This is a genomic window from Paraburkholderia sp. 22099 (genome assembly GCF_052045835.1).
Lineage (GTDB): Bacteria > Pseudomonadota > Gammaproteobacteria > Burkholderiales > Burkholderiaceae > Paraburkholderia > Paraburkholderia terricola.
This window is the reverse complement of record NZ_JBQEPU010000010.1, coordinates 58,538-78,526: the sequence shown is the minus strand read 5'-3', so window position 1 is coordinate 78,526 and position 19,989 is coordinate 58,538. Positions and strand designations below refer to the sequence as shown.

14 protein-coding genes are annotated in these 19,989 nt (G+C 65.6%); 4 read left to right on the top strand and 10 right to left on the bottom strand.

Going from position 1 to position 19,989, the window contains the following annotated elements:
* Nucleotides 1–12: 12 nt before the first annotated feature.
* Entirely contained in the window at nt 13–300 is a 288-nt protein-coding gene (locus tag ACTJLC_RS12065) for a hypothetical protein (protein WP_154873178.1), read from the bottom strand.
* A 1,380-nt stretch (nt 301–1,680) separates the two neighbouring features.
* Between ACTJLC_RS12065 and ACTJLC_RS12060 the strand changes: the two genes are divergently transcribed.
* The 4 genes from ACTJLC_RS12060 to ACTJLC_RS12045 all read left to right on the top strand — a co-directional run bounded on the left by ACTJLC_RS12060 (nt 1,681) and on the right by ACTJLC_RS12045 (nt 9,107).
* Complete coding sequence (locus tag ACTJLC_RS12060) at nt 1,681–3,117, top strand: sigma-54 dependent transcriptional regulator (RefSeq protein WP_154873176.1); 1,437 nt, start codon at nt 1,681–1,683, stop codon at nt 3,115–3,117.
* Between the two features lie 561 nt (nt 3,118–3,678).
* A complete protein-coding gene (locus ACTJLC_RS12055) occupies nt 3,679–5,370 on the top strand; it encodes an MFS transporter (RefSeq protein WP_310135218.1) in 1,692 nt (563 codons plus the stop codon).
* Between the two features lie 469 nt (nt 5,371–5,839).
* Nucleotides 5,840–6,187, top strand: a complete 348-nt coding sequence (locus tag ACTJLC_RS12050; RefSeq protein WP_310135219.1) for an NIPSNAP family protein — start codon at nt 5,840–5,842, stop codon at nt 6,185–6,187.
* Nucleotides 6,188–6,440: 253 nt separating this feature from the next.
* On the top strand, nt 6,441–9,107 hold the full coding sequence (locus tag ACTJLC_RS12045; protein ID WP_310135221.1) for a mechanosensitive ion channel family protein: 2,667 nt from the start codon (nt 6,441–6,443) through the stop codon (nt 9,105–9,107).
* A gap of 76 nt (nt 9,108–9,183) precedes the next feature.
* Here ACTJLC_RS12045 and ACTJLC_RS12040 read toward each other — a convergent pair whose 3' ends face one another.
* The 9 genes from ACTJLC_RS12040 to ACTJLC_RS12000 all read right to left on the bottom strand — a co-directional run bounded on the left by ACTJLC_RS12040 (nt 9,184) and on the right by ACTJLC_RS12000 (nt 19,842).
* The gene (locus tag ACTJLC_RS12040) at nt 9,184–11,448 is read right to left on the bottom strand and encodes an ATP-dependent DNA helicase (protein WP_073429954.1); all 2,265 of its coding nucleotides are present in this window, start codon (nt 11,446–11,448) and stop codon (nt 9,184–9,186) included.
* Nucleotides 11,445–13,202, bottom strand: coding sequence for a VRR-NUC domain-containing protein (locus tag ACTJLC_RS12035; RefSeq protein ID WP_310135222.1), 1,758 nt, complete (start codon nt 13,200–13,202; stop codon nt 11,445–11,447). Before ACTJLC_RS12035 ends, ACTJLC_RS12040 begins: the two co-directional genes overlap by 4 nt.
* A gap of 86 nt (nt 13,203–13,288) precedes the next feature.
* Nucleotides 13,289–14,245: a nucleotidyl transferase AbiEii/AbiGii toxin family protein gene (locus ACTJLC_RS12030; RefSeq protein ID WP_310135224.1), complete on the bottom strand. Its 957-nt coding sequence runs from the start codon at nt 14,243–14,245 to the stop codon at nt 13,289–13,291.
* The gene (locus ACTJLC_RS12025) at nt 14,208–14,633 is read right to left on the bottom strand and encodes a DUF6088 family protein (RefSeq protein WP_310135226.1); all 426 of its coding nucleotides are present in this window, start codon (nt 14,631–14,633) and stop codon (nt 14,208–14,210) included. Before ACTJLC_RS12025 ends, ACTJLC_RS12030 begins: the two co-directional genes overlap by 38 nt.
* Before the next feature lie 142 nt (nt 14,634–14,775).
* Entirely contained in the window at nt 14,776–15,372 is a 597-nt protein-coding gene (locus ACTJLC_RS12020) for a LutC/YkgG family protein (RefSeq protein ID WP_310135227.1), read from the bottom strand.
* The gene (locus tag ACTJLC_RS12015) at nt 15,359–16,750 is read right to left on the bottom strand and encodes a lactate utilization protein B (RefSeq protein WP_073429958.1); all 1,392 of its coding nucleotides are present in this window, start codon (nt 16,748–16,750) and stop codon (nt 15,359–15,361) included. The genes ACTJLC_RS12020 and ACTJLC_RS12015 overlap by 14 nt, the downstream gene beginning before the upstream one ends.
* Complete coding sequence (locus ACTJLC_RS12010) at nt 16,747–17,490, bottom strand: (Fe-S)-binding protein (protein ID WP_073429959.1); 744 nt, start codon at nt 17,488–17,490, stop codon at nt 16,747–16,749. Before ACTJLC_RS12010 ends, ACTJLC_RS12015 begins: the two co-directional genes overlap by 4 nt.
* 203 nt (nt 17,491–17,693) lie before the next feature.
* Complete coding sequence (locus ACTJLC_RS12005; protein WP_073430016.1) at nt 17,694–18,440, bottom strand: FadR/GntR family transcriptional regulator; 747 nt, start codon at nt 18,438–18,440, stop codon at nt 17,694–17,696.
* Between the two features lie 223 nt (nt 18,441–18,663).
* Nucleotides 18,664–19,842 (bottom strand): pyridoxal phosphate-dependent aminotransferase, encoded by a 1,179-nt coding sequence (locus ACTJLC_RS12000; protein WP_310135230.1) that lies wholly within the window; start codon nt 19,840–19,842, stop codon nt 18,664–18,666.
* Nucleotides 19,843–19,989 lie beyond the last annotated feature (147 nt).

Sequence of the window (19,989 nt, the reverse complement as noted above, 5' to 3'; positions counted from 1 at the left end):
CGCGTAAGCACTTCAGTCTTCGAAATCGGATGGCTGAATGCCCGCCTCGCGATCGCGCGTCCATTCGGGCGATGCCGGCATCTCGAACATCGCGTCGCGCAGCGCCTCGCGCTGAATCTCCGCCTGAGCCTTGCGCTTGAGCGCGTCGGCGATCACGAGCGTCTGCAGATCGACCGAAGGCGTGGCGAACAGCGCGCGTGGCGGCGCCACATGCCGTTGATAGCGGACATCAGCGGTACGCACCGTGGCTTGACGGTCCAACGACGATGCGATGGTCGGCTTGCTGGTCAGTTTGTTCATGACAACCCCCAATGTGTTGCCCCCTTCCCGGGGCCGTTTGCGGGTGGACCGTGCTCGCGCAAATGCGCGGCACGGCGCCCGGTTCAGCTCGTAACACGCGCCTCTCTATGAAGGCTCCTGGCCCGTTCTCCCCGCTTCCTCGCGCCGGCTGGTCCTGGCCGAGCGCTGCCCCTTCCCTGTTCCATGCATCGATCGCGAACCGCATGAGCGCGATGCCTGTCGTTATTGTTTCAACTGCGGTGTCAACTGCGGTTTCAACTTCGGCTTCAACGTCGGCTGCAACTTCGGTTCCATCCAGTCGGACGAAAAAAGTGGCGGGGCCGCGTTCACGTTGTCCGTTCGCGAACGACCGATATCTGTATATCGGCAGTTCGCCCCGCTTTATTGACATCCGTTTTTCAATGGCCCCGCCGCACCCTCGCAAAACGCACTGGCTTCCCCGGCCGCGCTTGCGAAGTCTTTATTTGCCGCCGGTCTGCTCCAACCGCTGCTTCCCCGTGCGTCACATCGGGCGGCAATGCTTTCGCTGTGAATCGCTTAGTGCAACGCCCATGCCATGCGGGTCGAAAGCCTTGTCGCACGGCGATTCGGACCGCGGCGCGGACGGCCGGGCCGCCCCTTTCGGCCGCCGTTGATTCGTATTCGACACACGATTGAGTCCTCCGTCGAAGCGTTGCGCATGAACATGGCAAGCCGGGGTCTTCGGCGGCGGCGCGCCAGCCCGCTTGCAGCAGACCTTGACCGCAAGCGTCGGTCATTCGTGCCGGTGCTTGTGGGCATTCAACGCTAGCGGAGCAGGCGGCCCGATATGTCGCACGCTTGAGACACGGCGCATGGCTGGACGCCGGGTCGGTTTCGCCATGCCGCAAGGCGACCTGCCGCGATGTGTGCGATAGCGCTCGTAACGAATTTGGCCGGCTATCGTCGAGCGGCGCCACAGACAACATCGGCGCGAAAAATCCTTTCTGAATCCCTATTTGTTTGTATGGCATTCGAATGATCTTTCGCTTATGGTTAAGTCACGCGCCACCTAGAGCGCCTGTATCAGGTCAACGAGGTCAACGAGGTCAAGAATCGGTTGTTGTGATTCGGGGATGAAAACGCCGGGCAGGAGCCAGCACGACCGCTGTTCCGCTGTCCGCCCGACGCGTAGCACCTCGCGGCTCATGCCGCACGCATCACGCCCCCGCCATTGCCGCTACCGTGAATCCGTCACCGCCGGGCTGCTCGCAACCGGGCTCGATCGCCGTGACGAAAATCCATGCCCGGGTCCGTTCACGCGGAAGCGGGCTAGCTTGGTTGGCCGAGGATCGGCGCGCTTGCCGGCCTGGCGAGTAAGCCGAACTGCAGTGCTGAGAGCAGCATCGAACCGGGGGTAACATGAACACGACTGGCACACCTGTCGACACCGAACGCACCGTTCTCTATGTGTCGAGCTTGCCCGATCAAAAACTCGCGGACTTCCTCGCTGCGTCCGGCTGGCATGCCGTGCACGCCAAGACCGCGGCCGCCGCCGAGCGCATGATCGAACGCGGCAACATCAAGGTCGGCCTCGTCGAATTACCCGGCAACTGCACATCCCAGCATCTGTCCGCGCTCGCGTCATGCATGCGGCGCGTCGAAACCAACTGGGTCGCCCAGATCGCGCCGGGGCAGGCCGACAATGAACTGGTCGGCCGCTTCATCCTCGACTATTGCTTCGATTTCGTCACGCGGCCCTGGCTGAACGAGCGGCTCGTGTTCGCGCTCGGCCACGCGCATGGGCTGTCGAACTTGCGGCATGTGGAGGTCGCGCCGGAGCCGTCGCTCGGCCGGCACGGCATGGTCGGGCAATGCGAGGCGATGCAGCAGTTGTACCGCCGCATCGACAAGTGCGCGGTGACCGAGGCGCCGGTGTTCGTCGCCGGCGAGTCCGGCACCGGCAAGGAACTGACCGCGCGGGCCATTCACGACCGCTCGCCGCGCGCGGGCCGCCCGTTCGTCGCGATCAATTGCGCGGCGATTCCGCCTAGCCTGCTGCAAGCGGAACTGTTCGGCCACGAACGCGGCGCCTTCACCGGCGCGCTTCAGCGCAAGATCGGCCGGATCGAGAGCGCGCACGAAGGCACGCTCTTTCTCGATGAAATCGGCGACATGCCGCACGAGTGCCAGGCGGTGCTGCTGCGCTTCCTGCAGGAAGGCACCATTGAGCGGCTGGGTGGCAACGCCGTGATCAACGTCGATGCACGGGTCATTTCGGCGACCCACGTCGACCTGGACAAAGCGGTCGAGGACGGCCGGTTCCGCTCCGACCTGTATCACCGCCTGTGCGTGCTGCGCCTCGTGGAGCCGCCGTTGCGCGATCGTGGCGGCGACATCAAGCTGCTCGCCAACTATGCGCTCAGCATGTACAAGCAGGACGGCGCGCGCAAACTGCGCGGGCTGTCGAGCGACGCGATCGTCGCGATGTCGAACTATCCGTGGCCGGGCAACGTGCGCGAGTTGATCAATTGCGTGCGCCGCGCCGTCGTGATGAGCGAGGGGCGCTTCATTACCGCGGGCGACCTCGGCTTGCCCGAGGCCGACAACGCGCCCGCCGTGACGCTGGCCGAAATCCGCAGCAAAGCCGAAAAAGATGCGATCGAGCATGCCTTGCAGCGGCACGGCTACAAGTTGTCCGAGGCCGCCGCCGAACTGGGCATTTCACGGGCAACGCTGTATCGGCTGATGCATGCGAACCGGCTGCATCAGGAACCGGCGGCCTCGCGCGCGTTGAACGGCAGCGGCGGCACGGGCGCCGACGACGAGGCCGAGCGGCGGGCGCATTCGCTCGCTTGAACTCGGAGCGCCGCGCGCCTGAACTGGTTTTTTGGGGGATGTGGGACCCGTCACGGCGTGGGCTGGCTTGCCGGGGTTGCGGCTGCGAGTTGCGAGTTGCGAGTTGCCGGTTGCGGTTGCGGTTGCGGTTGCGGTTGCGGTTGCGGTTGCGGTTGCGGTTGCGGTTGCGGTTGCGGTTGCGGTTGCGGTTGCGGTTGCGGTTGCGGTTGCGGTTGCGGTTGCGGTTGCCGGTTGCGGTTGCGGTTGCGGTTGCGGTTGCGGTTGCCGGTTGCCGGTTGCCGGTTGCCGGTTGCCGGTTGCCGGTGCCCGGTTGCGGTCGCCGTTGCCGTTGCCGTTGCCGTTGCCGTTGCCGTTGCCGTTGCCGTTGCCGTTGCCGTTGCCGTTGCCGTTGCCGTTGCCGTTGCCGTTGCCGTTGCCGTTGCCGTTGCCGGTTGCGGTTTCCCGTTGCGGCTGCGGTTGCCGGGTTGCCCGGCCTTTCCCGACCACGGCAGGCCTCGCGCGCCTATCGGATCCCTCCTGGCGTTGCTATGCTGAAAGCCGTTCATCCAGACGGGAGCGGACTTGGCCGATCAGCATATCGCGGCGCGCGAGCACCGCCACTCCTCCGCCCATCCCGCTCAGGCCAGTCCGTGCGATGCCCTCGTCATCCGCGCGCAGCCCGCGGGCTCCGGCCGCCCATGCCGGCGCAAGAAGCTCGCGCTGGCCGCGACCATCCTCGGCTCCAGCATGGCGTTCATCGACGGCTCGGTGGTCAACGTCGCATTACCTTCGATTCAGACCGAACTGCACGCCAGCGTCGCGGCGATCCAGTGGGTCGTCAACGCGTATCTCCTGTTTCTCGGCGCGCTGGTGCTGGTGGGCGGCTCGCTCGGCGACAAGCTCGGCCGGCGCACCGTGTTCGTCGCCGGGATCGGCCTCTTCACGCTGGCGTCGATCGGCTGCGGACTCGCGCCGGGCGCCGGCTCGCTGATCGCGGCGCGCGCGGTGCAAGGCATCGGCGCGGCGCTGCTGGTGCCGAGCAGCCTCGCCATCATCGGCGCGGTGTTCGACGACGCGGAGCGCGGCCGGGCAATCGGCACATGGGCGGGCGTCGGCTCGATCACGTCGGCGCTCGGGCCGGTGGCGGGCGGCTGGCTCGTCGACGCGTTCTCGTGGCGCGCCATCTTTTTTCTGAACGTGCCGATCGCCTGCGCGACCGTCGCACTGGCGCTTGTCGCCGTGCCCGACAGCCGCCAGGAGGACGACGGCGAAACCCGCGCGCACGGGCGACGTATCGGCGAATCGCCGCCGCGGCTCGACTGGCCGGGCGCGGTCACGGCAACCGCGGGGCTCGCCGGGCTGACCTACGGACTCACCCTCGCGTCGACGCGCGGCTTCGGCGACCGCTGGGTGCTGGCGTCGATCGTTGGCGGCGTGCTGGTGCTGACCGGCTTCGTCGCGCTCGAAGCCAAAAGCCGCAATCCGATGGTGCCGCTCGACGTGTTCCGTTCACGCGATTTCGTCGGCGCGAATCTCGTCACGCTGCTGCTCTATTTCGGGCTGAGCGGCGCGCTGTTCTTCCTGCCGTTCACGCTGATCCGCGCCGATGGCTACAGCGCGACCCAGGCGGGCGCGGCATTGCTGCCGGTGCCGGTGACGATCGGCCTGCTGTCGCGTTTCACGGGCGGTCTGACGGGTCGCTACGGGGCGCGCGTCCTGCTGAGCGTCGGCCCGATGATCGCCGCGCTCGGTTTCGCGATGTTCGCGCTGCCCTGGATGCGCGACGGATACTGGCGCGGCCTGTTTCCGGCGCTCGCCGTACTGGGGCTCGGCATGACGATCACCGTCGCACCGTTGACGACCACGGTGATGACGTCGGTGTCCGCCGCGCGTACCGGCGTCGCGTCGGGCATCAACAACGCGGTCGCGCGAGTGGCGAGCCTGCTGGCGATCGCGGTGCTGGGCATTGTGTTCGTGTGGTCGCACGATGCCGCGCTCGGGACGCGGCTCGATGAATTGCATGCGCCGCGAGAGGTACGCGAGGCGGCGCGGCTCACGCAGATCGGCATGGCCGCGCCGCCGACGGCCCGCGCAACGGCTGCGCCGAACGCCGCCATGCGAACCGAGGTGGCGCGCGTTCAAGCCGATGCGCTCGCGGCGGCGTTGCAGGCGGTTGCGCTGGTATCGGCGGTGTGCGCGTTGGCCGGCGCGGCGCTGGCGGTGTGGACGATCCGCAAGACGAGCGGGAAAGCGGCCGCGCCGCATACGCGCTGAAGCACGAGCATCGAGGCGCGGCGCTGTTTGTGCTGCGTGTTGGGTGCTGCGTGTTGGGTGCTGCGGGTTGGGTGCTGCGTGTTGGGTGCTGCGGGTTGGGTGCTGCGGGTTGGGTGCTGCGGGTTGGGTGCTGCGGGTTGGGTGCTGCGGGTTGGGTGCTGCGGGTTGCGGGTTGCGGGTTGCGGGTTGCGGGTTGCGGGTTGCGGGGTGCGGGGTGCGGGCTGTGCGGGTTGTGCGGGTTGTGCGGGTTGTGCGTTGCGCGTGTTGCGCAGGTTGCGCAGGTTGCGCAGGTTGCGCAGGTTGCGCAGGTTGCGCAGGTTGCGCAGGTTGCGCAGGTTGCGGGCAACGAGCAACGCACAGCCCAAACTTCAGAAAGCAGTGAAACGTCACGCTCGATGAGTCGCCATACTGGCGTACCGGTGCCCGTTCAGGCCACTTCCACCCACCCTCACTCGACCAGGGTTTTCACATGACGCTGACCTGTTTCATCCGCTATCAGATCGATCCATTCCAACGCGATGCCTTCGACGAATACGCGCGCAACTGGGGGCGCATTATTCCGCGCTGCGGCGGTCATCTGATCGGCTATTTCCTGCCGCACGAAGGCACCAACGACATCGCCTGGGGCCTGGTCGCATTCGCCAGCCTCGCGGCCTACGAGACCTATCGCGCAAGGCTGCGAACCGACGACGAAGCACGCGAGAATTTCAGGTTCGCACAGACCAGGCGGTTCATCTTGCGCGAGGAGCGGACTTTTACCGAGGTAGTGGAAGGCACGCTCGGCGTGGCGCCGGTTCGCGAGGCCGGGACGGCCTAAGCACGCGCGCGGCGGGGACGCGCGTGCGCCGCGCGTCCAGGCGCATCCCAGGCGCATTCGCGCCAACGCGGCTTAGCAGGCAAGCTTTCTGCTACCGGTGCTGCGATCGACCGGCCGGCAGAGCGGCGGGACCCACGGACGTCCCATCGAGGAACTTGTACGACCAAAAAGGTGTCGGTTCATCATCGCCCCGCCGAACCGGTCCTCGTGTCGCGGCATTGCCGCCCGCACCTTGCCTCCCGCCTTGCACCCTATGCGCAAACTACTTCACGTCTGGTTTTTCATTGTTCTGGTCGTCGGCGCTTCGCCGGCCGTCGCCGCGCTGGCGCAAGCCGCGCCCGCCTCCGAGGCCTCCGGCGCGGCGGTCACGCTGACGCCCGAGCAGGCCCGCCAGGCCCTCGCCGTCCTCAACGATCCCAAACGCCGCGCGCAGGTCGCCGATACGCTGCAAGCCATCGCCGCAGCCGGCGCCCTGAGCGCACCGCCCGCCGCCGCGGCGGGGGCATCGGGCGCCTCGGCGCCGGCTGCGGCAAGCGGCGCCGCCGCCCTTGTTCCAGCCGCCTTCAAGTCCAATGGACTGGCCTCGCAACTGGCCCGTCAAGGCGCGCATTGGGCGGTCCACCTTGGCGCCTCGCTGCGCAGTTCCGTCGCGGCGCTGCTCGACGTCGCCTCGGTGCGCGCCTGGTGGAACTGGCAATCGACCAGTTCGCAGGCGCGCAGCACGCTGATTCACGTCGCGTGGTCGCTGCTTGCCGCGCTGGTGCCCGCGCTCGTGCTGGAATGGCTCGCGCGGCGGCTGTTGCGGCGCACCTATCGGGCGATCGCCGCGCGCCGCGAACAGAGCGATCAGGACGATGCGCCGCGAGCCGACCTGCCCGTCGATGTCAGGCCGCAGCCCGCCGATGCGCCGAACGCCGCGCCGCCGCTGCCCGCTTCGTCCGCGTCGGAAGCTGAGACCGAGGCCCGGATAAAAGCAGAAGCGATGAAAGCCGGCGCATCCCCCGCCGCTTCGCCCAGGGACGATGCCATCCAGGCGAAAGGCAAACAGAAGGCGGCGCATCACTGGACGCTCCTGCAGCGCCTGCCGCGCGCGCTGTTGAGCATGGCGCTGCGGCTGGTGCCGCTCGCGGTGTTCGTCGGCGCGGCGAGCGCGCTGATGTCGATCCTGATCGACGACGGCACGCCGCAAGATCGCGCGCTCGAGCCGCTGATCGACATCTACGTGCTGTGCCGCGTGGTCGTGATCGTCAGCGGCTTCTTTCTGCAACCGGCCGCGCCGCGCCTGCGCCTGTTGCGCATGAGCGACGCGTGGGCCGCCTTCATGCATCGCTGGATCGTGCGGATCGTCAGCGTGATCGGCGCGGGTTCGGCGCTCGCGGAGATCGCCCGGTCGCTCGGGTTGAACAATGCGGCGCATCTCGCGCTGATGAAAGTGGTCGCGCTCGCCGGCCACATCCTGATCTCGATCCTGATCCTGCAATGCGCGAAGCCGGTCGGCGAACTGATCCGCCAGCGCTTCGCCGCGCGCGAATCGCTGCGGATGTTCGGCAATGCCCTCGCGGATGCGTGGGCGTGGCTCGCGGTATTCGTCGTGATGGCGCTGTGGTTCATCTGGGCGCTCGACGTGCGGAACGGCTATCAAACGCTGCTGCATCTGGGCGGCCTGTCGCTGGCCGTGCTGGTGGGTGCGCGGGTCGTGTCGATCGTGATCTTCGGCGGGCTGGCCCGCTTCTTCGACGCGCAGGACGACGCGGAGAAGTCGCTCGTGCATCGGCACGCGTATCGCTATTACCCGCTGATGCGGCGCATCGTCTCGTGGATCGTCGGCGTGGCCACCGTGCTGGCGCTGTTGCAGGTGTGGGGCGTGGACGTCGGCGATCTGTTCCGCAACGGCACCGTGGGGAATCGGCTCGCCTCGGCGCTCGCCACGATCGGCGTGGCCGCCGTGATCGCGCTGCTGGTGTGGGAAAGCGTCAACGTGTCGGTGGAACGGCGGCTGGACCGCTGGACCACCAGCGGCGACCTGGTGCGCGCCGCGCGCCTGCGCACCTTGCTGCCGATGCTGCGCAGCGCGCTGTTCTGCGCGATCGCGCTGGTGGTCGTGCTCACCGGCCTGAGCCAACTCGGCGTGAACATCGGGCCGCTGCTGGCGGGCGCGAGCATCTTCGGCGTGGCGCTCGGTTTCGGCTCGCAAAAACTCGTGCAGGATTTCATCACCGGCATTTTCCTGTTGATGGAAAACGCGATGCAGGTCGGCGACTGGGTCACGCTCGCGGGCGTGTCGGGCACCGTCGAATATCTGTCGATCCGCACGGTCCGACTGCGCGGCGGCGACGGTTCGCTGTACACGGTGCCGTTCAGCTCGGTATCGACGGTCAACAACACCAACCGCGGGCTCGGCAATGCCGCGGTGAAGGTGAACATCGTGTTCGGCCAGGACGTCGATCTGGCGATCGACACGCTCAAGGAAATCGGCGCCGCGTTACGCGAGGACGAGAAGTTCAAGGAGGGCATTCTGTCGGACTTCAGCTTCTGGGGCGTGGATGCCGTGGACGGCTCGGCGGTGACGCTGGCGGGCCAGATGCAATGCCGCGACAGTGCGCGCTGGGGCGTGCAGCGCGAGTTCAACCGGCGCATCGTCGACCAGTTCAGCGCGCGCGGCATCGTGATCGCGAATCCGCAACGCAATTTGCTGACGTGGGACGCGCGGAGCGCGCCGGCGAGAATCGAGCCGAAGGATGCGCCGGACGACGAGCCACCGAGCAACGCACCGAACAAAACGCCGGCGGCCGGCGCTTCGGTGAAAGCGGCCGCCGGGAAGGCCGACGCGCCGGTGGAGGATCAATTGCCGGTGGACCCCAAGCCGGCCGGCGGGCCGGGGACGCCGGGCAATCCTGGGCCGACGTCGCCGCATGAATGACGCGAAGAAGCGCACGAATCGAAACCCGAGGGGTTCGCAGCGCAAGGTTTCGCGTGCGCAGCGACGGCCAAAAACGCTACCCCATCCCCCACCACCGCGGCAACAACCTGCGCACCTCGGCCCGCCGATACCGGTCATCGATCAGATGCACGACGCCGCGATCCTGCTCCGTGCGAATCACCCGCCCTGCCGCCTGCACCACCTTCTGCAAGCCCGGATACAGATACATGTAGTCGTAACCGTTGCCGAACTTCGCTTCCATCGTGCGCCGCATCTGCTCGTTGACCTCGTTGATCTGCGGCAAGCCGAGCGTCGCGATAAACGCGCCGATCAACTGCTGGCCGACCAGATCGACGCCTTCTGAAAACGCGCCGCCGAGTACCGCAAAGCCGACGCCCTGTTGCATCGTGCGAAAACGTGCGAGAAACGCGTCGCGCGCCGCTTCGTCCATGCCCGGTTCCTGCGCCCACACCGGCAACTGCGGATGCCGCTCGCGCATCATCGCCACAACCTGTTGCAGATACTCGAAGCTGCTGAGAAAGCCGAGGTAATTGCCCGGCTGCGCCGCGTACTGCCGTGCGATCAGCTCGACGATCGGCACGAGCGAACGCTCGCGATCGCGCCAGCGCGTCGACACGTTGGCGGCCACGCGCACCTGCAACTGCTCGGCGCGAAACGGCCCGTCCACTTCGAGCCATTGCGTCTGCTCCGGCAGCCCCAGCGTGTCGCGATAGAAATGATGCGGACTGAACGTGCCGGAAAACATCACCGTGGTCCGGGCGGCGGCATAACGCGGCGCGAGAAACGGCGCGGGGATCACGTTGCGCACGCATAGCGTGGCGCTGGTCTTGTCGCGTGGCGCGTGGCGATCCGTGGCGAGCGTGATGTCGAAAATCGAATGCGCGCCGAATTGCTCGGCCAGCGCGACGAAATGCATCGCGTCGAAGAAAAACCGCAGCGACGCGTCGTCGATGGAAAGCGGCGCTTCGGCGAGTTGATCGGCGACCGCGCCGATCAGATTCTGCGCGGCCGACAGCAGTTTGCCGGGCACCTCGGCATAGACCTGGTACGTGTCGGTCTGCGCGCGCCTGAGCGCGTTCCACTCGCGTTGCAATCGTTCGAGCGGCTTGCGCAACACGGCCGGCGCGGTCTTGCGCGCGAGCCGGAACGCCGCCTGATCGAGCGACGCGCTATACATTCGCCGGGCGCGCTCGAGCAGATTGTGCGCCTCGTCGACGAGCACGCCGACGCGCCACTGGTTGATCTGCGTGAGCGCGTACAGCATTGCGCTGCCGTCGTAGTAGTAGTTGTAATCGCCGACCACCACGTCGGCCCAGCGCGCCAGTTCCTGCGCCAGATAGTACGGGCAGACGTCGTGAGCGAGCGCCGCTTCGCGCACCGCCGCGCGGTCGAGCCGCGGCCCTGCCAGCGCCGTGCCGCGCGCCGCATCGAGCCGGTCGTAGAAGCCGCGCGCAAGCGGACACGAATCGCCGTTGCAAGCCTTGTCGGGATGCTCGCAGGCTTTGTCCCGCGCGACGAGTTCGAGCGTTCGCAGCGGCAAGCGCTCGGCGCCTCGATGCAAGGTCTCGATTGCATCCAGCGCCAGCGCGCGGCCCGGCGTCTTCGCGGTCAGGAAAAAGACGCGGTCGATCTGCTCCGACGCACACGCCTTGAGCAACGGAAAAATCGTCGCGAGCGTCTTGCCGATGCCGGTGGGCGCCTGCGCCATCAGCGGCTTGCCGTCGCGCGCGCAGCGATACACCGACACCGCCAGTTCACGCTGCCCGCTGCGAAACCGCGCATGCGGAAATTGCAATGCGCCGAGCGCGGCGTTGCGCGCCGCGCGATGCGCTTCTTCCTGCACGGCCCAATCGAGAAACCGCTCGCACTGTTCGACGAAGAAAACCTCGAGTTCACGCGCGGTATGCGTTTGCGTCAGCAGTGTTTCCTTCTGAGTGCCGATATCGAAGTACACCAACGCCACCGTCAATTCGCCGAGCCCGCGCGTGCGGCACAGCAAATGACCATAGACGAGCGCTTGCGCCCAATGCAGCGTGCGGTGGTTGGCGGGCATCCGTTCGAGCGCGCCGCGATGGGTCTTGACCTCTTCCAGGCGGTTCGCCGCCGGGTCGTAGCCGTCGGCGCGGCCGCGCACGGTCAGGCCGCGATGCGTGCCCGTCAGCGTGATCTCGCTTTCATAGCCGCTCGCGCGCCGCCCGGCGACCGTCACGTGGCCCGCCATGCCTTCGAGAGACGTGGGCGCGGGCGTAAAGCGCAGATCGAGATCGCCGCGCCTCGCGGTGAATTCGCACATCGCCCGCACGGCGACCACGTAAGTCATGCGGCAGCCTCCGTGCCGGCCGTTGCGCCGGTTTCATTCTGCGCGCCGGCTTCATCGGCCCAACGCACGTCGAGCACGCGCACCGGCATGCCGTGCTGCGCGCAGTACGCGAGCCAGCGAATCTGGTTGTCCTGCAAGCGGTCGCCGGGTCCCTTCACCTCGATCAGTTCATAGCGGCGCTCGGCAGGCCAGAAACGGATCAGGTCCGGCAAACCGGAACGATTACCGCGGATATCGCGCAACAGCCGCTCGAACCATAGCTTCAGATGCGCGGCCGGCAGACAGTCGAGCGCCAACGCGAGGAGCTCCGGCGTGAGCAGCCCCCAGAACACGAACGGTGACTGCACGCCCGCCTTGCCATGCAGATGCCGCAGAATCGTTTCGCGATACGCGCCGCTCTCCAGTTGCGCGAGACATGTCGCGAACCGGTCCGCGCGACGCGCATGAAAATCCGGCGCATGCAGATCGGCCGGACCGCGCTGGAACGGATGAAAAAACGCGCCGGGCAACGCCGCGAACACCGGCTCCCAGCACAACAGGCCGAACAGCGAGTTGATCAGCGCGTTCTCGACGTAATGCACCGGCGCGGCGTCGGAAGTCAGATGATCGCGTGCGACGTATTCGACCGCTTGCGCGGCCGCGGGCCTCGGTAGTACGAGCGTGCTGCGCTCGACCGGCCGCACGGCCGGCACGCGATCGACCCGCTCGCCGCGCTTGCGTTGCAAACGCGGCAGCATGCGCGCGACGCGCTGCGCTTCTTCGTCGCTTTCGGGCGCGGCGGCTGCATGCACGGCCAGCGCGAAGGCTTCGTCGAAGCGTTCGTTGCGCTCCAGCACGCGCATGCGCCGATGACGCGCACCAGGCCACGCGCAGACCTCATAAACGGCCAGCGCGGCGGGCCAGTTCTGCTCGCGCTCGCAATACTGGCCGATGCGAAACAGCAGCTTCGCGCGGCGCGTTTCCAGCCAGGGGTTCGAGGTTTCGACCGCGCTGACGGCGGCGACCAGTTCGTCGATCGCTTGCGGCGCCGTCTCGCCGATGGGCAGCCATTCGAGCGCTTCACGGCACGCATGCAGCGCCAGATACGCGTCGACGTCCGCGCGTTGCTGGAAGGCTCGCGACGAAGGCGCGAACGCGACCTTCTCGTACTGGAACACGCCGAGATCGGCCAGCACGAACTCCGACCAGCTCTGTTGCAGATTGCCGAAGAACATCAGCCGCAGACGCTCGCAAAGCGGCGCGATGGCGACCTGCAGCACGCGGTCGGTCGTCTGGTCGTGCCACATAGACAGCGGTTGCGCCGTGCTCGCGTGTGCTTCGTCGTCTATGTTTTGGTGGAACGGACGCAGCGCTTCCAGCAGATCGGCTTTGCGCAGGTTTTTCGCGCCGGGGACCCATGCGATGGTATCCGCGAAGATCAGCAGCAACTCGGGGCGCGTGGTGAGCGCGAACAGATCGTCGAGTGTGAGCGGCGGTTCGGTCTCGACCCAGCCGAGCGCCGCCAACGGCGCGGCCGCCTGCAACGGACAGCCGATCTCTTCGTAAGACAGCCGGCTCGCGCGGAAGAGCGTGCCCTTGCGCATCAGCATGCGCACCAGCAACGCGCGCGATGCTTGCGGCAAGGCGGCGAAAGCATGCAGGAATGCCTGCTCGTGTGCATCCAGCAGGTCGTCGTAGCGCTCTGCGAGCCACGCGAGCGCGCGCTCGAAGTTCAGCAGGTAGTAAGGGGGGTTTGAAGGGGCATCTGTTGCCACGGGCTTTCACGGAACCTGTATGTTTATACAGTGATCATAGCAAAGTCGGTGGCGGGGTCATGCGGTTCAATGCACGATGTGTGTTGTCAAAGCGCCGCCAGAAGCTTGGTCGAGGCCTGCTTGAATACCGCGAATGCCTCTTCGAAAGTAGGCCGGACCGTTCCATAGATTAGCGGCAGCAGCACATGCTGGTATTCGCGCTTCGTCTGCTCTTCTGTTTCCGCCGTGGTCAGGCTCGCCGTCATGCATTGCTTTGGGTTCTCAACGAACGAGGCGTGCCGGTGAAACTCCCTGCGGTCGTATTCGACACAGTCCTTGAAGTGGGCAGCCGCCCGATCGACCAATTCAGCATTCGAGCAGACGATGCAATACACGTCGTAGATGTGGCGCACCAACGCCTGATCCCATTTCTCGCGTACGCCAGCGCGGTGTTCCGCGTGACGCCGCAAAAACGACAGGACTTTCTCCGCAAGCGTTTCTTCAACGGCGACACACGACATCTCAGTTGGCTCGCCCTCACGATTCGCCCAACGGTCTGTCAGGTACCCGAGAGGTTTACGCACGACGGCGAAGCTCGGCGTGCGCACTGTCAATTCAAGACTCAAATGAGGCCGCAAGCTGGTGTGCGTGGTATAGCGTGACTTGTAGTGCCAGCCCGACGCGAAGTAACGGTTCCCGTTCAGTGCACGCTGTTCTTCTTCGATTGCGCCAAAGCCTATGGCCGTCATCGCCTTGATGACGGCGTCTTTCAGTTGGCTGAGATGGTTTCGCACACCACTTTGCGACAGCCCGTGGTCGCCCCGGAGGATGACCTTCAAGTCGACGTCCTCGGACATTCGCTCGATCAGGCCGTGGGCTTTCGACAGACTCGTTCCGCCGCAAAACACAAATTGAATGTGCGGATGCCGCAGTCTCGCCAACGCGTGCAACGCGTCGGTGACATGGATGTCTTTCTCGAGAACAAACGCGGAGAGATTTCCGGCGAGTCCCTCCGCCGTAATGGAATCAATAAGCTCTTTCTGTTCTTCTGAGATTATTTTCATATTGAACAGTTTTCTTGCCGAAACCCAGTTTCCGCACGATGCGGCGATTGCCGGTATTGACCACGGTTGCCGCGGGCAGCTGGGTCGTTTTTCCCGCGTTGTACAACTCGACCTGCTTGCTCGGATAGACCTTTACGCCCAGCCTGCCGAGAGCCTCTTCAGCCAGAACTTCGACCGGCTGAACCGGAATAGGCTCGCCGGAGAGAACACTGCGCTTGGCTTTTGCGTACACGCCGACGCCGAGCTTAACGATGACCCCGTTCTCGATCAGACTGCGCAGCGCCCGGCCGAGCTGCGCCTCGCTGCCGAGACGTGCGAAGTCGGTCCGCAGGAACACGTCGGACGCGCGCTTGGCAATCGCTATCTTGAGCCGGTCTTCGAGATACATGGCAAACTCCGCTCATCGTGTTCGGCTTAAAGCACCCGCAACCGTTTGATTACAAACAAATAAAAAATCCAATACCGCTCACGAGGTAAGTATAGCACGTTGTCACGGAGAGATCGTATGGGCGTGGCAGCCGAGCCGTCCGCTAACCCTTTCGCGGCTGCGCCACCCACACCACCGTCAAAGACCGCACTCCCTGCGCGCCCCGAATCAGCACGCCTTCGATATCCGCCGTTGCCGAGGGACCGGTAACCAGCGCCGCATACCGCGCCTCGCGAAAATCGTCGCGTCGATACACGTCCTGCAAACCGTCGAGCAATTGCGCCGGATCGAGCAGCACCACGAGATGCTGAACGATGTACCCCAGCGCGTTGACCACATACTCGCGGTCGCTCAACCATACCGAGCCGGTCTCGGCGACGCCGAAGCGCGCCCGCACCACGCCGACGTCGATGTCTTGCAGCGAGGCCGGTTCCGTGTCGGCTGTCAGGTCACGCGTGCCGGGCACTTCCGGCGTCGCGGATGCCACGGACGCCGCATCGCCAAACCGCTCGCGGATCAACGCGGGCACCTCGCCGGCCGCGGCCGCCTCGACGCATTGACCGCCCATTGCCTGCAACGCAGCGGCGAAACGCGCGCGCAAATCACCGCCTGCCGCGTTGAACAACGGCACCTCGGGCCGCGGCCGCGCGCTCGGCTGCGCCTGCCGCACCTTCGCCAGAAAAGCCTCACGCGTTGCCATCGCCGCCTCCACGATTTTTCTTGTACCAGGCGTGGAAAGTGAGCTTCGGCGCCTCGGGCAACTCGCGTTGCTTGCCCCAGATATTGAGCGGGTTATACAGCACGAAATTCGGCAGCCGCCGCAATGCGCTGCCCATCGACGACACCGTCGCGCGATACAAGGTCGGGCTCGCCAGCAGCCGCCCCGCCATCTTCAACACTTCCTGCTTCACGAACGGCACTTCGTGACGCTCGGCGATCACCGCCCGCCATTTGTAGATCTGCTCGTGAATATTGATCTTCACCGGACACACGTTCGTGCAACTGCCATTGAGCGTCGATGCGAACGGCAACGCGCTATAGCGCTTCAGATCGAAGGTCGGATTGATGATCGCGCCGATCGGCCCCGAGTACGTGCCGCCATACGACAAGCCGCCGCTGCGCCGGTACACCGGGCATGTGTTCATGCACGCGCCACAGCGAATGCACTTGAGCGAGTACCAGAAGTCTTCCATGGCGAGCCGCTCGGAGCGGCCGTGGTCGACCAGGATGAAATGCATTTCGGTGCCCGGACGCGGCGCACGAAAATGCGAGGTGTACTGCGTGATCGGCGAGCCGAGCGCGCTGCGCGAGAGCATGCGGACGAATACGCCGAGATCCGACACCTTCGGAATCAGCTTCTCGATGCCGATCGACGCGATATGCAACGGCGGCACGTTCGCGGACAGATCCGCGTTGCCCTCGTTCGTGCACACGACGACCGTGCCCGTCTCCGCCACCGCGAAATTGCAGCCGGTCATGCCGGCCGTTTTCTCGCGCACGAAGTACGGCCGCGTATTCATGCGCTGGCTTTCCGCGAGATAGTGAATGTCGCTATTGCCCGGATCGGTGCCGATGGTGCGGCCGAACAGTTCGGCCACATCGGCGCGCAGTTTATGGACCGCCGGCACCACCATATGGCTCGGGTCCTGATGATCGAGCTGCTGGATGCGTTCGCCGAGATCGGTCTCCATCACCGTGATGCCGCGCGGTTCGAGATATTCGCGCATCTTGCATTCGTCGGTGAGCATCGACTTGCTTTTGACGAGCGTGGTCATGCCGCGCTCCGACATGATCTGGTGCACCAGCGCGTTGTGCTCTTCCGCTGTCGCGGCCCAATGCACTACCACGCCATTGGCCTCGGCTGCCGCGGCAAACTGTTCGAGGTAATCGGACAGATGCGAGAGCGTGTGTTCCTTGATGCCCGACGCGAGTTCGCGCAGCGTCTCCCATTCGGCGATACCGTGCGCCTGCGCATCGCGCTTCTCGCGCAAATCCCACAGACGCTTGTCGTGAAACGCGACGTGCTCCGTCTTCTTGATGAACGCGCCCGCGGCTTTCGCGTGATCGATCCGGCTCATGCGCGCGCTCCGTTGAGCACCTGCGCGATGTGGATGAAGCGCGCGTCGGCTTTCATGCGTTCCGCACAGCCTTGCTGATGCATCAGGCACGACATGTCGCCGGACACGATGTATTCGGCGCCCGCATTCAGATGATCGCGAACCTTGTCCTGCCCCATGCGCACCGATACCGGCTCCTCGGTCACCGAGAACGTGCCGCCGAAGCCGCAGCATTCGTCGGGCCGCGCGAGCTTGACGAATTCGATGCCCTTCACGCCTTCGAGCAAGGTGCGCGGCTTCGAGAACGGCGTGCACGCCACTTCCGAGACCGACGCTTCCTTCAGATGCCGCAACGCGCTGCAACTGTTGTGCAGACCCACGCGATGCGGAAACTCGGCCCACGGAAATTCGCGCGCGCCGACCACGTCGTGCAGAAACTCGACGAGTTCGTAGGCGCCGGCGCGGACCTTTTTGACTTCGTCGGTCTGTTCGAGCGCGGTGAGATGCTCGCGCACGTGATGGATGCAGCTTGCCGACGGCCCGACGATATAGTCGTAGCCGGCGAAGTTGCGCACGAACACCCGCTCGGCGCCGGCTGCCTCGGCGTGCGCGCCGCTGTTCGCCATCGGCTGGCCGCAGCAGGTTTGCTCCTGCGGATAATCGACCTCGATGCCGAAGCGTTCGAGCAATTCGAGCGTGGCGATCCCCACCTCGGGATAGAACGCGTCGATGAAACACGGGATAAACAGCGCGACTTTCATAAGTTCATTGGGGAGATAAACAGCCGCCCTGTCCGGTTCCGCATCGCCCGGCAGCAAGACTGGTAATGTTGGTCTGACCACGAACTATAGGGAAGTCCCCGCGAGGCGTCAATCTGAAATCGGGCTGGAGAAGATTGAAGGCGAAGCGCCGCAACCGCTCACCTGTCGATGAAGGCCGCCGGGGCGCGGCCGGGCACGGCTAGTCAGGAAACCACGCTCGACGAAGACTTCGCGGCGTCTTCCTTATACATCTCGCGCACATACGCCAGATGACGCTCGGTGGCCTTGCGCGCCTTTTGCGGGTCGCGGGCCATGACGGCGTCGTAGATGGCCTGGTGCTGGCTCATCAACTGTTTCTCCATCGCGTCGTCGTAATCGATCAGCCGATGGTATTGGCGCATGCCTTCGCGAATCAGCGTATGGATGCCGTGCATCACGTGCGCGAGCGCGATGTTATGGGTGGAGTCGGCGATCGCGAGATGGAACGCGGCGTCCAGTTCCGCGAGATTCACGCGGTCGCGGGACAGCGAGCCGGCCTTCAACGCCTCGAATGCGCGGGTGATTTTTTTCAGGTCGGCGGCGCTGGCGCGCTCGGCGGCATACGCCGTCGAAATCGATTCGAGCCCCTGGCGCAACTCCAGAATATCGGCGCTGGTGCGCGGGTTTTGCAGCAACAGTTCGGCGAGCGGCTTGGAGATGATCGGCGCGGTGACGTCGACCACCGTGAAGCCGCCCCGCCCCGACGTTTCGATATAACCGTCCGCCTCCAGCCTGATCAGCGCCTCGCGCAACGAAGGCCGCGACACGCCGAGTTGCGTGGCCAGATCGCGTTCGGCCGGCAGGCGGTCGCCGGGCATCAGCGAGCCGTCCGAGATCAGTTGCTTGATCTGGTCGGACACGACGTCGGAGAGTCGTTTGCGCGTGAAGGACTGGATCGGGGCGAAGGGCATGGGCAGCGTTTGGCGAAGCCGGTTATCAAAGCACAACGAGGTGGAAAACAGCAGCCTGGGACGCGGCATGGATGAAGCGCGTGAACGTGCCGTCGAGAGTCGGTGCCGTCCAGGGTCGCGTCAATTATAGCGGTCAACGGCCCGCGGCGAAGCTCGCCGATGAGCCCGGCAACGCGGATAAAAGCGGCCGCCGCCCGCTTCCATCCGCGGTCGAATGAAACGCTTACGCGCGATTCAACCCCACGACGAACGCCTCGATCCGCTCGCATGCGTCGATGAGTTGCGCCTCGTCGACCACGAAGCCCAAGCGCACGAAGCCGTTCGCGGTCTCGCCGAAAGCACTCGCGTCGAGCAGCGACACGCCTTGCGCGCGAAATAGCCGCCACGTGAAATCAACCGTATCGAGGCCGGTGCCGCTGACGTCGACCATCATGAACATGCCGGCTTCCGGCAGCAGACAACGCAAGCCCGGCACGCGGCGCAGTCGCTCGAACACCACATCGCGCCTGCGCCGGTAAATGTCGCGCATCTCGGCGGCAATGTGCGCCTTGTTCCGCACGGCCGTCAGCGCGGCTTCCTGGATGAAGCCCGGCAAGCCATACAGCATCGCGAGCGCCAGCCGCCCCATGTGCTCGATCAGCACCGCCGGTCCGATTGCCCAGCCGACGCGCCAGCCCGCCATCGCATGCGATTTCGACAGACTGCCGAGCGTCACCGTGCGCTCCGCCATGCCGGGCAACGCGGCGATGCTCACATGCTCGCGCTCGAACGTAAGATCGGCGTAGACCTCGTCCGACAGCACCCACAAATCATGCTCGCAGGCGAGCCGCGCGATGCGTTCGAGATCGGCGCGCTGCATCACCACGCCGGTGGGATTGCAGGGCGTCGCGAAGAAAATCGCCTTGGTGCGCGGCGTGACGGCTGCTTCGAGCGCGTCGCAGTCGACGTGAAACGCTCGCGCGGCATCGACCGGCACCGGCACGAGCGTCGCGCCCGCGACACGCACGCAAGCCTCGTAGGTGAGATACATCGGCTCGGGGACGATCACTTCATCGCCCGCTTCGAGCAGACACAGCGACGCGGCGAACACGCCGTTCTGCGCGCCCGCCGTGAGAATCACGTTGGCGGCGCTGACCTCGCAACCGGTCATGCGCGCGTGTTCCGCGGCAATCGCCACGCGCACCGGCTCGCGACCCGACACCGCGCTGTAATGCGTGTCGCCCTCGCGCAAGGCCTCGACTGCGCGCTCGACGATCGGCGCGGGCGTGGGAAAGTCGGGGTCGCCCACGCTCAGCACGATGACGTCCTCGCCCCGCGCGAGCGCTTCCCACGCGGCGCGATGGATTTCCCACGCGGACGTGCGCCTGCCTTGCAAACGCTCGACCAGATTCGAGTACTTCATGGCGCTCACCCCGCTTGACCGAAGCCGCCAATGTAATGGGGCGCGTGCCAAACGTCCAGAGCCGAGGGAGCAACCCCGCGCAAGGACGAAAAAAAGCCACGCGATCAATCAGCCTCGCGTGGCCCTTCAGCGCGGCCCCGTTTGCAC

Coding starts and splice junctions, on each gene's coding strand:
- ACTJLC_RS12000 (WP_310135230.1), bottom strand. CDS start 19,842: ATGAAGTACTCGAATCTGGTCGAGCGTTTGCAAGGCAGGCGCACGTCC.
- ACTJLC_RS12005 (WP_073430016.1), bottom strand. CDS start 18,440: ATGCCCTTCGCCCCGATCCAGTCCTTCACGCGCAAACGACTCTCCGAC.
- ACTJLC_RS12015 (WP_073429958.1), bottom strand. CDS start 16,750: ATGAGCCGGATCGATCACGCGAAAGCCGCGGGCGCGTTCATCAAGAAG.
- ACTJLC_RS12040 (WP_073429954.1), bottom strand. CDS start 11,448: ATGACTTACGTGGTCGCCGTGCGGGCGATGTGCGAATTCACCGCGAGG.
- ACTJLC_RS12060 (WP_154873176.1), top strand. CDS start 1,681: ATGAACACGACTGGCACACCTGTCGACACCGAACGCACCGTTCTCTAT.
- ACTJLC_RS12050 (WP_310135219.1), top strand. CDS start 5,840: ATGACGCTGACCTGTTTCATCCGCTATCAGATCGATCCATTCCAACGC.
- ACTJLC_RS12030 (WP_310135224.1), bottom strand. CDS start 14,245: ATGAAAATAATCTCAGAAGAACAGAAAGAGCTTATTGATTCCATTACG.
- ACTJLC_RS12020 (WP_310135227.1), bottom strand. CDS start 15,372: ATGGCAACGCGTGAGGCTTTTCTGGCGAAGGTGCGGCAGGCGCAGCCG.
- ACTJLC_RS12025 (WP_310135226.1), bottom strand. CDS start 14,633: ATGTATCTCGAAGACCGGCTCAAGATAGCGATTGCCAAGCGCGCGTCC.
- ACTJLC_RS12065 (WP_154873178.1), bottom strand. CDS start 300: ATGAACAAACTGACCAGCAAGCCGACCATCGCATCGTCGTTGGACCGT.
- ACTJLC_RS12010 (WP_073429959.1), bottom strand. CDS start 17,490: ATGAAAGTCGCGCTGTTTATCCCGTGTTTCATCGACGCGTTCTATCCC.
- ACTJLC_RS12045 (WP_310135221.1), top strand. CDS start 6,441: ATGCGCAAACTACTTCACGTCTGGTTTTTCATTGTTCTGGTCGTCGGC.